The sequence below is a fragment of the Streptacidiphilus jiangxiensis genome, from assembly GCF_900109465.1.
GTDB classification, from domain to species: Bacteria; Actinomycetota; Actinomycetes; order Streptomycetales; family Streptomycetaceae; genus Streptacidiphilus; species Streptacidiphilus jiangxiensis.
The window spans coordinates 181,509-194,541 of the sequence record NZ_FOAZ01000009.1 but is presented as its reverse complement, the minus strand read 5'-3'; the positions used below and the strand labels follow the sequence as shown (position 1 = coordinate 194,541).

The following is a 13,033-nucleotide window of genomic DNA, read 5'->3' as shown; positions in this document are numbered from 1 at the left end:
CGCCGGTGCCAGGCTGGAGGTGACACCGATGGCGGTGACACCCTCGGCGAGGTCCGTGCCTCCCCGACGCCGCCAGGCTGGAGGCACTGATGAACAGCTCGCCGACCGAGGCCGTGGTGGTGGGCCTCGACACTTCCGAGAACGCCCGGGTGGCCCTGGAATGGGCCGCCGACGAGGCGCACCTGCGCGGTGCCGTGCTGCGCGTCGGACACGCGTGGAGCATGCAGGCCTACCGCCTGCCCGAGGCCTACAAGACGGACATCAGGGAGGACGCCCGCAAGGCCGCCTGGACCTTCCTGGAGAGCGCGGCCGAGGACATGCGCAAGCGCCACCCCGGCCTCGAGGTGGAGCCGGAGCTGATCGACGAGGCGGCGGTGGAGGGCCTGCTGCGGATGGCGGCCAACGACTCCGGCCTGCTGGTCACCGGCCGGCGCGGGCTCAACCCCTTCATGACCGTCCTGCTGGGGTCGGTCAGCGAGGGAGTCGCCGCGCACACCCCGGTCCCGGCCGTGCTGGTGCCCACCGAGGGCGCCCCGGACCCCCGGGGGCCCGTCGTCGTCGGCGTCGCCCCCGGTGAGCCCGAACCGGTCGAGTTCGCCTTCGCCGAGGCCGAGCGGCGCGGCGTCGTGCTGAAGGTCGTCCGGACCTGGATGTACCCGCAGGCCTTCCCCGGCCATGTGGCGGTCCCGCCGCAGGAGGAGGCCCGGCGCACCGCCGAGGAGACGGCCGAGCTGGAGAAGCTGCTGGCACCGGCCCGGGCGGCCCACCCGAAGGTGGAGGTGGCGGTCCGGATCGAGCTGGGGCTCGCCGAGGAGGCCGTCGTGAACGCGTCGAAGGACGCGTCGCTGGTCGTCGTCGGCGCGCACCGCAAGCACACGCAGCACTTCAGCCTGCCGATCGGCCGGGTTCCGCACCGCGTGCTGCACCTCGCCCACGCACCGGTCGCGGTGGTGCCCCACTGAGACCGCAGGCCCGCTCGGTCCGTGCCGCCCGGCGCCGATCGCGCGATGATGGGACCGTTCGGCCCTATCGAAGGTCCCGGGACGCGCGGGACGATCTTGTGCATCACCGGCGCGCGCCACGGTGCGCGGCCGGAACGGCGCACGGACGAGGACATGGGGTAGTGGGATGACGGGCGACACGGCCGGCGCGCAGGCCGGCACCGGCACGATCAGGGTCTTCCTGCTCGACGACCACGAGGTCGTCCGGCGCGGGGTGCGCGACATGCTCGACGCCGAGCCCGACCTGGAGGTCGTCGGCGAGGCGGCCACCTGCGCGCAGGCGCTGGCCCGGGTGCCGGCGCTGCGCCCCGACGTGGCGGTGCTGGACGTGCGCCTGCCGGACGGCGACGGCATCACCGTCTGCCGCGAGCTGCGCGACCAGCTCCCCGATCTGGCCTGCCTGATGCTCACCTCGTTCGACGACGAGGACGCGCTGTTGGACGCCATCATGGCCGGCGCCTCGGGCTACGTCCTCAAGCAGATCAGCGGCACCGACCTGATCTCCGCCGTCCACACCGTCGGCTCCGGCCAGTCGATGCTCGACCCCGGCGCGGCCACCCGCCTGATGGCGCGGCTGCGCGGCCAGGCCACCCAGGCGCCGCAACAGCCCGACGCGCTGGCACAGCTGACGGACCGCGAGCGCGACATCCTGACCCTGATCGGCGAGGGGCTGACCAACCGTGAGATCGGACAGCGCCTCTTCCTGGCCGAGAAGACGGTGAAGAACCACATCTCCCGCATGCTGGCCAAGCTGGGCGTGGAGCGCCGGGTCCAGGCCGCGGTGATCGCCTCCCAAGCCGCCGAGCACGCCGCGGAGCACGCCGCCACCCACCCGGGCGGCTTCGGCGGCGGCGCCGTGGGCGGTGGCCCGCGGTTCGCCCGGCGATGACCGGTCCGCGCGGTGGGGCCGGTCGGCGGGGACGCCCGGGTCGTTGGCCCCTCCCGCCGACCGCCCGGCGGCGGCGACCATCGAAGGCATGAAGACGTTGCCAGCAGAGCACCTCGACCGCGGCAGCGCGCTGGGCCTCCTGGCCGACGCGCGGTCCGGCCGCGTCATCTACACCGCCGCCGCGATGCCCGCCGTCTGGCCTTCCCTGTTCCACCTCGCCCCGGACGGGGGCGTGCTGCTGCGGACCGCCGCCGACTCCGGTCTCGCCCAGGCCATCGGCGGCACCCTCGTCGCCTTCGAGGCCGACGACCTCCACACCGAGGACGGCACCGGCTGGTGCGTCACCCTTCTCGGCCGCGCCGTGGTCGGCGCCGAGGACCACACCACCGGCACGCTGGAGATCCACATCCTCCCCGAGGCCGTGCACGGCCGCCGCTTCCCGGCGTCGGCCGACGCCTGACGATCAGTTCCGCACCGACTCGAACGGGTCCGTCCGGCGCCGCCGCGGGGTGACGGGCGTGGCGGTGCTCTCGCGCAGCTCCTCCACGGCGGCGGCCCGCACGTACCAGCGTCCGTAACGCGCGGCGAACCAGGCCGCCGAGGCGCCGTGGAACAGCACGCTGAGCCCGACCGTCACCGCCACCACCTCGCTGATCAGCTCGACCTCGTGGACGTGTTCCTCCGCGACCAGGAGCCCGAAGACGACGGAGGCGAGCCCGCGCGGCCCGAACCAGCCGACGTACGCGACGGTCGGCCGCTTGAGACCGCTGCCGAGCAGGGCGATCGCGACCGGCAGCATCCGGACCACGGTGAGGCTGAGCACCGCGTAGCCGACGACGCGCCAGCTCAGGTGCTCCAGAGCGGGCCCGAGCAGGACGGCGCCGAAGAAGAGCAGGCTCAGCATGGCCAGCAGGTCGCCCAGGTCCTCCGTCAGGTCCGTCGTGCGGGCGGGCTCGGTCGTGCCGGCGGGCTCGGTCGTGCCGGCGGGTTCGCTCGTGCCGGCGGGTTCGCTCGTGCCGGCGGGTTCGGTCGTCGCCTGCTCGCCGCCGCGCAGCGCGTAGGCGAAGGCGAATCCCGCCACCCATGCGGCGATGAAGCCGCTGCCGCCGGTGACGACGGCCAGTCCGTAGGCAGCGGCCGCCACCGCGAGCGGGCAGAGCCGGCGCCAGTCCGCCGCGACCCAGCCCCGTGCGCCCGCCCACGCCAGCAGCCGTCCGCCGACGCCGCCGACCGCGAGGCCGAGCGCGGGGCTGAGCAGCAGCGCGCGCCAGAACGTCCCGCCCGTCCCCTCGTGGGCGTACGAGGTCTCCGGCACACCCGCGAGGATGAGCACGAAGAAGGGCAGCACCATGCCGTCGTTCAGCCCGCTCTCCACGTTCAGGGTCTGGCGCACCAGGCCGGGAACCCGGGGATCGGAGATCGCGCTCTTGCCGAGAGCCGCGTCGGTGGGGGCCAGGATCGCCGCGACGAGTGCCAGCTCCCACACGCTCAGGCCCGGGAGGAGCGGCCAGGCCAACAGCCAGCCGACCCCGATCGTGAGCAGCAATCCGACCGAGAGGAGCCGTCCCGACAGCGTGCCCTCGGTGCGCAGCTCGGCCGGGCGCACGGTGGTGGCGTCGGCGAAGAGCACGAGCGTCAGCGCCGCCTCCACCAAGGTGCGCAGTTGTGTGCTGTCCCGGCCCAGGCTCACGAGGTCCAGGCCCACGGGCCCGATGAGGATCCCGAAGCCCACGAACACCATCGGCGCGGTCAGCGGCGAGCCGGCCAGGCGTCGGGACACCAGCGTGTACCCGACCGCGACCCCGGCCACGGCCACCCCGGTCCAGGCGGCGGCGTCGCTCACGGCGGATCTCCCGTCACGCGGCCAGGACGTGGTCCTTGGCCCGCTGGTACTCCTCCTCGGTGATGTCGCCGTGCTGGCGCAGCTCGGCGAGCTTGGTCAGCTCACCGGCCGGGCTCGAGGTCGCCGAGGTGCCGGCGGCCGCCTCCTGCACGTAGGCGCGGAAGCTCGCCTCCGCCTCCTGGGACTGCTTGATGTCGCGCCGGCCCATGCCCTTGCCGCGCGCGATCAGGTACACGAACACGCCGAGGAACGGCAGGACCAGGACGAACACGCACCAGCCGGCCTTGCCCCAGCCGCTCACGGAGTCGTCCCGGAACAGGTCCGCGAAGACGCGGAACAGCAGGAAGAACCACATGACCCACAGGAAGACCCACATGGTGGTGAAGAAGACGTTCAGCAGCGGATAGTTCATGGCCGCCTCCTCGACTCCGGCTTTCCTCCATTTGCGCACGACGCGGCCGCCCGCGCACGTCCGAACGAGTGACCGATGGCTCGGCGGTTCACCCCACGGGCAGGCCGGCGAAGGCGAGCAGGACGCCCAGCACGCCGGCCGCCAGCAGGGCGCTGACCACGCCTCGGCGCAGCACCAGCAGCCAGAGCCCGGCGGCGGCCAGGACGGCGTACTGCCACGCGTGGGTGAGGGCGAGCGCGAGCGGGATCGCCGATCCCGCGATGGCCCCGACGACGGCGGGGCCGGCGCCGGTGAGGAACGCCTGGACGTGCCGGTCGGCGCGCAGCCGGTCGAAGTGGCGCCCGCCCAGGAGCACGAACAGGAATGACGGGGTGAAGGCCACGAGCGCCGCGAGCAGACCACCACCGACCCCCGCGGCGGCGTACCCGACGACGGCGACGGTCTGCACCACCGGGCCGGGGGTGATCTGGCCCAGCGCGACGGCGTTGAGGAACTGCGCCGCCGTCATCCAGTGGTAGTGGTTCACCGCGTCGGCCTGCATGAGCGGGATGATGACGAAGCCGCCGCCGTAGGAGAGGGCGCCGACCTTGAAGGCCACCCAGGCGAGCGAGAGCAGCCCACCCGCGGCGGGCGCGGCCACGGCGAGCGGCACCGGCCACGTCCGTGCCCGGGCGTCCCCCGGGTCGGCCCGGACCGCGACCTCCAGAAGTCCGGCTGCGATCAGCAGCAGCACCAGCCAGGGCCCGACGGTCGCCGCGGCGACGCCACCGGCCAGCGCGTAGCCGACCCATCGGGCCCGCGCCGCACGGGCGGTGCCGACCCGCTTCCAGCTGCCGGGGACCAGGCCCCACGCCGCGTGGACGGCGACGGCCGCGACGGCGGACCCCGCACCGGCGGCGGCCCCGCGCACCCACAAGGGCGTGGCCTCCGCGAGGAAGAGCGCGGCCAGCGCGAGGATGAGCACCAGGCCGGGGACGATGAAGCAGACCCCGCCGACGACCGCTCCGGCGACGCCGCGCAACCGCCAGGCCGTGTAGATGGCGAGCTGGGTGGAGGCGGGGCCGGGCAGCAGGTTCGTGGCGGCGATGCCGTCCTCGAACTCCCCGGCGGAGATCCAACCGCGCCGCTCGACGCACAGCTGCCGCAGCAACGCGATGTGCGCGGGCGGTCCGCCGAAGCCGACGCAGCCGATCCGTCCCCACTCCCGGCCGATGGTGGTGAGCGCGACGGATGGGACGTCTGCTCGCCCCGGCTCGGGTTGTTCCTGTGCTGTGCCGGTCACGACCCGTTTCTCCGCCTCGACGTGCTGCTCGACCCGGCGATCACGATAGTGGTCGCCGGTGGGCGCCCGGCGGTGAGGCGAGGCGCCGTCAGGCCACCGGGTGGCGCAGCCGGGGCAGGACGGAGAGTTCGCCGGCGATCTGGTCGGCGTAGGCGTCGATCTGGGCGCGGTCGCGGAAGTCTCCGCCGTGGCCGCCCTCGACCAGGGTGTGGGCGAGCCAGCCGCGCGAGTCGGGGGCCAGGCGGCCGCCGAAAGTGACGTGGTCGCGGGCGAGGATGCGGCGGGAGGCGCGGTCGGCGCTGTTGGTGATGACCACCTCGCCCGTGGTCGCGGAGTCGTCCAGCGGGCCGCTGCTGAAGGTCCAGACCCAGGCGTGTTCCAGCTCGTGGCGGTTGCGACGGGCGAAGCGGGACGCGGAGCGCAGCCAGCGGCCCTCGTAGAGCGCGGAGCCGAGGACGACGACGTCGTAGCCGCTCGGGTCGAGGCTGTCCGAGACCTCGGCGACGGTCACGTCGAAGCTCTCCTCCTCGCCGCGCAGACGCTCGGCGATCCACTGCGCGATCTCGGCGGTCGAGCCGCTGCGGCCGGCGTAGGCGACCAGGACCCGCCGGATGTGTCGGGGTGCGGGTGCGGGTGCGGGTGCGGGTGCGGGGGACATCGAGGTCTCTCCTTCTCGTCTCAGGATTTCGGCGCGCCGGGGCGCAGCGTGTCGTCGATCTCCCAGCGCACGGTCTCGGCGAGGTCGACCACGCCCTCGACGGTGCGGACCCTGGCGATCAGGCGCTCGGCCCGGGTGCGCAGGGAGGTGCGGGCGTCGAGCAGCACCCGCCCGCGTTCGCAGGTGATGTGGAGCGTCGCGCCCTTGACGCCGAACTCGTAGCCGAGCGCGACGATGCGAACCTAGGCCTCGATCTCCGCGTCGGTGCGGCGCAGGGCGTCGAGCAGGTCGTTCACCGTCACCACGCCGACCAGGCGGTGGTGTTCGTCGACGACGGGCAGCTGGTGGATCCGATGACGCAGCGCCAGCAGCGCCGCCTCGGCGGCGGTGTCCTGCGCGGTGACGCTGCGGACCGGGGTGGTCATCAGCTCGGCGACGGTGACGGCGGCGGCGCGGCGGCGGATGTCGCGGGTGCGGCGGGTCTCGAAGACGGACGGCTGCGGCAGCGCGGTCGCGGCGAGCTTGGCGAGCAGGTCGGGCGCGCAGACGATGCCCATGGCGCGGCCCTGCCCGTCGACGACCGGCAGGTCCTGGTGGCCGGTCTCGCGCAGCGCCGCGAGGGCGGCCCTGAAGTCGGCGTCGGGCTCGATCGCGTAGACCTGGCGCGTCATCAGCTCACCGACCAGGCGGTGCCTGGGGACGGACGTGCGGGGTGGCGTCGTGCCCTCACGGGCAGCGGTCCGGTTCACGGTGCCGGTCATGGCCTGTTCCTCCTTCCGGATCCGAAGCGGGTTCCTGCTTCCACGGTGCGCCGGGGTCGGTCGCCGGGGCGTGGGCCGCGAGGTCCGTCCCGCTGGGCCGACCGGCCCCGATCCGTGGCGTCGTCGCGCCCGTTCAGCGGATCAGCACCCGCTCGCCGGAGCGCGGCACCACGGCGTTCCAGCCGAGCTCGCCGTGGATCCGGTCACGCAGCCGCTCGGATCCCTCGGGCTCGCCGTGGACGACGAAGACGGCGTGCGGCGGCTCGACGGTGCCGCGCATCCAGGCGAGCACCTCGTCGGCGTCGGCGTGCGCGGAGAAGCCCGGCACGTCCACGACCTCCGCACGCACGGGCACGTAGGTGCCGAACATCTTCAGCGTGCGGGCGCCCTCGACCAGGTCGCGGGCGCGGGTGCCCCGCGCGGCGAAGCCGACGACCAGGACGGTGTTGCGCGGGTCCGGCAGCATGCGGCGCAGGTGGTGGACGACGCGCCCGCCGGTGGCCATGCCGGAGGCGGAGACGATGATGCCCGGAACGGGGCTGTGCTGGATGGCGGCCGACTCCTCGGGGGTGCGCGCGGCGGTGAACGGCTCGGGGTCGAGCGCGCGTTGCGGGTCGTCGAGCAGTTCGGGCCGCAGCTGCGGCGAGCGCCGGTCGAAGGCGTCCTGGTAGATCTTCAGCGCGCGCAGCGCCATCGGGCTGTCCACATAGACGGGGACATGGGCCGGCAGCACGCCGGTGCGGCGCAGCTCGGCCAGTTCGTGCAGCACGACCTCGGTACGGTCGACCGCGAAGGAGGGGATCAGCACGTTGCCGCCGCGGGCGAGGGTGCGGGTGAGGGCGGCGGCGAAGACGTCCCGGGAGATCGCGTCGTCGTGGTGGCGGTTGCCGTAGGTCGACTCGACCAGCAGCACGTCGGCGCCGGAGAACGGCTCGGGTGGCAGCAGCAGCGGGTGGACCTGGCGGCCGAGGTCCCCGCTGAAGGCGATGGTGCCGCCGTCCTCCAGGGTCAGGTGGGCCCAACTGGAACCCAGGATGTGCCCGCCGTGGTGCAGGCGCAGCACGGTGCCCGGCGCGATCTCGGTGTCGGCGCCGATCTCGACGGTGCGGATCCGGGCGAGCACCTGCTCGGCGTCCTTCTGGGTGTAGAGGGGCTCGGCGGGGCGGTGCTTGGACCAGCCCCCGCGGTTGGCGTGCAGCGCCTCCTCCTCCATCAGGTGGGCGCTGTCGCGCAGGACCAGCTCGGCCAGGCGGGCCGTGTCGGGGGTGCAGTAGACGGTGCCGTGGAAGCCGTCGCGGACCAGGCGGGGCAGGTAGCCGGTATGGTCGAGGTGGGCGTGGGTGACCACCACGGCCTCGACGTCGCGCGGGTCCAGCGGCAGCGGACGCCAGTTGCGGCGCCGCAGTTCGGCCTGGCCCTGGAAGAGCCCGCAGTCGACGAGCGCCCGGGCGTGGTCGGTCTCCACCAGGTACTTGCTGCCCGTGACGGTGCCGACGCCGCCGAGGAAGGTCAGCAGCCCCGGCCGGGGTGTCGGGGTGGGGGCGACCGAGGCGTCGGGAAGTGCGCCGCTCATGGGATCACCTGCTTCCGGGGCCGAAGTGGCCGCGTCAGGGGTCGGTGTTCCCATTCTCCGCGCAGACGAACGGCCCGGCTTGGGCCGGGGCGTCCCTGCTGCGGGGCCGAACGGCCCTGCTCACCTGTCACCTGCGCCGCGCGTCCACAGCGGCTCGTAGACCTGCCACTCGCTCGCCCAGGCGCGCTCGTCCGAGCGGTCCAGGCGGGTGCGGGCGACGGCTCCGGCAGCGACGACAACGCTCCAGGCACAGACGAGGGTCAGCAGGCCGGTCAGCACGGCGGTGCCCGCGTTGTCCTGCGATGAGGCGGGCGCGGCCGCCGGGTCACCGCTCGCGTCGAGCCAGATCGGGGTCCGGTCGCCGACCTGGTCCGCGGCGGGTACGGCCGCGACGCCCTGCCGGGCCTTGCCGCCGGGAGCCGTCCAGCTGACCTGTGCCAGGTAGCCGCCGACGCCGGACGCGTAGGGTGCGCCGACGAGCCTGGCCTGCACCGGACGCAGCTGCCGGGCCTGCTGCAGGGAGTGGGCCTGACCGTGCTGGTAGACCGACAGCCCGAGCAGCGCGCAGAGCGCGGCTGCCGCGAGGCACGCCAGCACCTGGAGCTCCACCACCGCCGATCGCCGGCGGTCGGTCCGGCGCCGCAGCAGGCTGCGGTGGCGGGCCCGGGCCAGGGCGAGACGGGAGCGCCTCGGGGCGGGGACGGACGGACGGGGTGCGGCTGCGGGCGTTGCCACGGGTCTCGCCTCCTCGTGGGTTCCTCGTGGGTTCCTCGCGGAATTCAGACTTCCGCTCCTAGGCCGCGCCCGGCAGGACCGGGCGGGCCCGGTCCCGCCGCCGAACGGCCCTGCCTGTCCGGGACTGTGGGCCGGTCGGCCCTGTCCGACCGGCACGCCCGGCCGTCAGCGTGGACGGTGGACGGGACGACGCCGTCGCCCGCACGCCCGCACGCCCGGAGGGGAACCGATCCATGAGCGCATCGCTGACCACTGGCGCACTGACCGAGGACGACCTGGCCGACCTCGACGCCCACTGGCGCGCCGCGAACTACCTGGCCGTCGGACAGATCTACCTGATGGACAACCCGCTGCTGCGCGAGCCGTTGCGCCCCGAGCACATCAAGCCCAGGCTCCTCGGCCACTGGGGCACCTCCCCCGGCCTCAACCTGGTGCACACCCACCTGAACCGGGTGATCCGCGACCGTGACCTGGACGCGCTGTGCGTGTGGGGCCCCGGGCACGGCGGGCCGGCCGTGCTGGCCTGCTCCTGGCTGGACGGCAGCTACACCGAGCACTACCCGAGCGTCACCCGGGACGGGGCGGGGATGGCGCGGCTGTTCCGGCAGTTCTCCTTTCCCGGCGGGGTCCCGTCCCACGTCGCACCGGAGACGCCGGGTTCGATCCACGAGGGCGGCGAGCTCGGCTACGCGCTCGCCCACGCCTACGGCGCCGCGTTCGACAACCCGGGCCTGGTCGTGGCCTGCGTCGTCGGCGACGGCGAGGCGGAGACCGGGCCACTGGCCGCGTCCTGGCACTCCGACAAGTTCCTCGATCCGGTCCACGACGGCGCGGTGCTGCCGATCCTGCACCTGAACGGCTACAAGATCGCCAACCCGACCGTCCTGTCCCGCCTGCCCGAGGCCGAACTCGACGCGCTGCTGCGCGGCTACGGTCACACCCCGATCCACGTCACCGGCGACGACCCCGCCACCGTGCACCGCGCGATGGCCGCGGCCCTCGACCAGGCGCTGGACGCGATCGCCGAAGCGCAGCGCGCCGCCCGCGTCGACGGCTCGACCGAGCGACCCCGCTGGCCGATGATCGTCCTGCGCACGCCCAAGGGCTGGACCGGCCCGGCGGTGGTGGACGGGGTGCCGGTCGAGGGGACGTGGCGCGCCCACCAGGTGCCGCTGGACCAGGTCCGGGAGAACCCCGAGCACCTGCGGCAGTTGGAGGCGTGGCTGCGCTCCTACCGCCCGGAGGAGCTGTTCGACGCCGAGGGCCGGCCGCGGCCGGCCGTCCTCGCCCGGATCCCCGTCGGGGATCGCCGTCTGGGTGCCAACCCGCACGCCAACGGCGGCCTGCTCCGGCGCGACCTGCCGCTGCGCGCGCTGGAGAGGTTCGCCGTCCCCGTCGACAAGCCCGGCACGACGCTGCACGAGCCGACCCGCGTGCTGGGCGAGTACCTGGCCCAGGTCATGGCGGACACCGCCCAGCGCCGCGACTTCCGGCTGGTCGGCCCGGACGAGACCGCGTCCAACCGGCTCCAGGCCGTCTACGACGCGACCGGCAAGGCCTGGCAGGCGGAGGTCCTGCCGGTGGACGAGCACCTGGCCCACGACGGACGGGTGATGGAGGTGCTCTCCGAGCACCTGTGCCAGGGCTGGTTGGAGGGCTACCTGCTGACCGGCCGCCACGGCCTGTTCTCCTGCTACGAGGCGTTCGTCCACATCGTCGACTCCATGGTCAACCAGCACATCAAGTGGCTTCGCACCACCCGCGCCATCCCGTGGCGGGCGCCGATCGCGTCGCTCAACTACCTGCTCACCTCGCACGTGTGGCGCCAGGACCACAACGGCTTCTCGCACCAGGACCCCGGCTTCGTCGACCACGTCCTGAACAAGAGCCCGGAGGCCGTGCGGGTCTACTTCCCGCCGGACGCCAACACGCTGCTGAGCGTGGCGGAGCACGTCCTGAGCAGCTGCGACTACGTCAACGTCGTGGTGGCGGGCAAGCAGCCGTGCTTCGACTGGCTGAGCCTGGACGAGGCCCGCGCCCACTGCGCACGGGGGCTCGGCATCTGGGAGTGGGCGGGCACCGAGCGCGGTGACCGCGAGCCGGACGTGGTGCTGGCCTGCGCGGGCGACGTGCCGACCCAGGAGGTGCTGGCCGCCGCGCAGTTGCTGCGCCACGAGCTGCCGGAGCTGGCCGTGCGCGTGGTGAACGTCGTCGACCTGGCCCGGCTGATGCCCGCCGGGGAGCACCCGCACGGGCTCACGGACGCCGAGTTCGACGCGGTCTTCACCCGCGACAAGCCGGTGATCTTCGGCTACCACGGCTACCCCTGGCTGATCCACCGCCTCGCCTACCGGCGCGCCGTCCACGCGCAGCTGCACGTGCGCGGCTACAAGGAGTCGGGGACGACGACCACGCCGTTCGACATGGTCGTCCGCAACGACCTGGACCGCTACCGGCTCGTCATGGACGTCGTCGACCGCGTTCCGGGCCTCGCCGCCCGAGCGGCCTCGGTGCGTCAGCGCATGGCGGACGCCCGCACCCGCCACGCCGCCTGGATCCGGGCTCACGGCACGGACCTCCCGGAGGTCGCAGGCTGGTCCTGGACGGGGTGACCGCCCTCGCAAGGCCGCACCACCGGCCCGACCGCGCAGCGCGACCGCCGCCGACCGTCATCCGGGCCGGTGACAGCCGCGCTGTCTCAGGACGTGAGGACCTCAGGACGTGAGGACCTCAGGACGCGAGGACGCGGGCCTTCTGTGCCTCGAACTCGGCCTGGGTGAGCACGCCCTGTTCCTTCAGCTCGCCGAGCTGCTGGAGCTGCGTGATCTTGTTATCCATCGTGTCGGCCGGTGCCGCTGCCGGAGCCGGCGGGGGCGGGGGCGGCGGCGGTGCGTAGGCCGGCGCGGGCTGCTGTGGCGGCGGGGCCTGCTGCATGTAGGCGGGGGCGGGCTCGCCCTGGCTGGCCCAGCGGCCCGCCTGCCGACGGGACACCCGGTTGGACACGGCGGTCGCGGTCCCCGCGACGACCGCGGTACGGGCGACCCCACGGATGAGACCTGGCATGGCTTCTCTCCTAAGCGCTGCTGCTCACGCTGCCTCGGACTCGGCCTCGATGGAGGCGAGGATCGCCTGCACCGGGATCCGGCCGCTCGCCACCAACTGCGCGCCGCCACGGCGGAGCGCGGCCGCGAACGGCCCGGCCCAGCGGTTCTCGTAGACGAGCAGACCGGCGGAGTTGCCCGGCTCCAGGGCGGCGGCCGCCTCCTGGAGGTCGTCGTCGCCCAGCAGACCGGAGGTGCTGCCCTCGAAGACCGCGAGGCCGAGGGAGCCGTCCGGGTCCAACTGGGCGATCTCGATTCCGGTGACGGTGCCGTCCTCGTCCTTGCGGAAGAAGGCCAGGTCGAGGATGCGGATGATGCCGCGGTCCACGAGGTCGGCGAGGAGCGGCATCCCCTCACCGGTCATGTGGCTTCCGGGGAACTCGACCACGATGTAGTCGATCGGCCCCAGCTCTTCCAGGCTTTCGGTTTCGCTCATGGGGACTCCTTCGTGGTGCGACCGCCCGCTCGGGCGGCCGGCACCTCGTCCAGCCAGGGGTGGTTCATGTCGGCCTCCGAAGGACCGTGCATCCCTTCCGACGAGTTCGGGCCCGACGCCGGTCGGCGGTCAGGCTCGACGAGCGTCCCTCCTGTGCGGGGGACGGGCTCACTCCCCAGTCTCTCCCCCCGCCGTCACCCCCGCCAGAAGGGCCGGGCGGGGCCCCGCGCCGGGACCGCGGGCCGACCGTCGCGGCGACGGTCCCCGAGCCGCCGTGGTTCCACCGAGGTAGGGCCGTTCGGCCGCGCGCGAGACCCCGGGCGGCCCTCCGCCGGGTGCGCC

14 protein-coding genes are annotated in these 13,033 nt (G+C 74.0%); 4 read left to right on the top strand and 10 right to left on the bottom strand.

Going from position 1 to position 13,033, the window contains the following annotated elements:
• Nucleotides 1-89 precede the first annotated feature (89 nt).
• The 3 genes from BMY61_RS19120 (at nt 90) to BMY61_RS19110 (ending at nt 2,350) form a co-directional block, all read left to right on the top strand.
• On the top strand, nt 90-962 hold the full coding sequence (locus tag BMY61_RS19120) for a universal stress protein (protein ID WP_042445472.1): 873 nt from the start codon (nt 90-92) through the stop codon (nt 960-962).
• A 166-nt stretch (nt 963-1,128) separates the two neighbouring features.
• Entirely contained in the window at nt 1,129-1,890 is a 762-nt protein-coding gene (locus BMY61_RS19115) for a response regulator (protein ID WP_082014908.1), read from the top strand.
• An 88-nt stretch (nt 1,891-1,978) separates the two neighbouring features.
• The gene (locus BMY61_RS19110; protein WP_075003971.1) at nt 1,979-2,350 is read left to right on the top strand and encodes a pyridoxamine 5'-phosphate oxidase family protein; all 372 of its coding nucleotides are present in this window, start codon (nt 1,979-1,981) and stop codon (nt 2,348-2,350) included.
• A gap of 3 nt (nt 2,351-2,353) precedes the next feature.
• Here the strand turns inward: BMY61_RS19110 and BMY61_RS19105 are convergent, their stop codons facing one another.
• The 8 genes from BMY61_RS19105 to BMY61_RS19075 form a co-directional block, all read right to left on the bottom strand.
• Nucleotides 2,354-3,733: a cation:proton antiporter domain-containing protein gene (locus BMY61_RS19105; protein WP_042445469.1), complete on the bottom strand. Its 1,380-nt coding sequence runs from the start codon at nt 3,731-3,733 to the stop codon at nt 2,354-2,356.
• Between the two features lie 13 nt (nt 3,734-3,746).
• On the bottom strand, nt 3,747-4,145 hold the full coding sequence (locus tag BMY61_RS19100; RefSeq protein ID WP_042445466.1) for an SHOCT domain-containing protein: 399 nt from the start codon (nt 4,143-4,145) through the stop codon (nt 3,747-3,749).
• 88 nt (nt 4,146-4,233) lie between these two features.
• The gene (chrA, locus tag BMY61_RS19095) at nt 4,234-5,427 is read right to left on the bottom strand and encodes a chromate efflux transporter (RefSeq protein WP_042445463.1); all 1,194 of its coding nucleotides are present in this window, start codon (nt 5,425-5,427) and stop codon (nt 4,234-4,236) included.
• 88 nt (nt 5,428-5,515) lie between these two features.
• Nucleotides 5,516-6,085 (bottom strand): flavodoxin domain-containing protein, encoded by a 570-nt coding sequence (locus BMY61_RS19090; RefSeq protein WP_042445460.1) that lies wholly within the window; start codon nt 6,083-6,085, stop codon nt 5,516-5,518.
• Between the two features lie 20 nt (nt 6,086-6,105).
• Nucleotides 6,106-6,252: a hypothetical protein gene (locus tag BMY61_RS46295; RefSeq protein WP_161791227.1), complete on the bottom strand. Its 147-nt coding sequence runs from the start codon at nt 6,250-6,252 to the stop codon at nt 6,106-6,108.
• A gap of 75 nt (nt 6,253-6,327) precedes the next feature.
• Nucleotides 6,328-6,846 (bottom strand): CBS domain-containing protein, encoded by a 519-nt coding sequence (locus tag BMY61_RS19085; RefSeq protein ID WP_052438550.1) that lies wholly within the window; start codon nt 6,844-6,846, stop codon nt 6,328-6,330.
• Nucleotides 6,847-6,979: 133 nt separating this feature from the next.
• Complete coding sequence (locus BMY61_RS19080) at nt 6,980-8,419, bottom strand: MBL fold metallo-hydrolase RNA specificity domain-containing protein (protein ID WP_042445453.1); 1,440 nt, start codon at nt 8,417-8,419, stop codon at nt 6,980-6,982.
• A 120-nt stretch (nt 8,420-8,539) separates the two neighbouring features.
• Entirely contained in the window at nt 8,540-9,154 is a 615-nt protein-coding gene (locus BMY61_RS19075) for an Rv1733c family protein (protein WP_042445451.1), read from the bottom strand.
• Nucleotides 9,155-9,387: 233 nt separating this feature from the next.
• Here BMY61_RS19075 and BMY61_RS19070 point away from each other — a divergent pair, with 233 nt between their 5' ends.
• Nucleotides 9,388-11,766 (top strand): phosphoketolase family protein, encoded by a 2,379-nt coding sequence (locus tag BMY61_RS19070; protein WP_042445449.1) that lies wholly within the window; start codon nt 9,388-9,390, stop codon nt 11,764-11,766.
• Nucleotides 11,767-11,884: 118 nt separating this feature from the next.
• On the opposite strand, the gene BMY61_RS19065 is transcribed toward BMY61_RS19070, so the two are convergent.
• Entirely contained in the window at nt 11,885-12,217 is a 333-nt protein-coding gene (locus BMY61_RS19065) for an SHOCT domain-containing protein (protein ID WP_042445446.1), read from the bottom strand.
• A gap of 24 nt (nt 12,218-12,241) precedes the next feature.
• Nucleotides 12,242-12,691, bottom strand: coding sequence for a DUF6325 family protein (locus BMY61_RS19060; RefSeq protein WP_174514484.1), 450 nt, complete (start codon nt 12,689-12,691; stop codon nt 12,242-12,244).
• Nucleotides 12,692-13,033 lie beyond the last annotated feature (342 nt).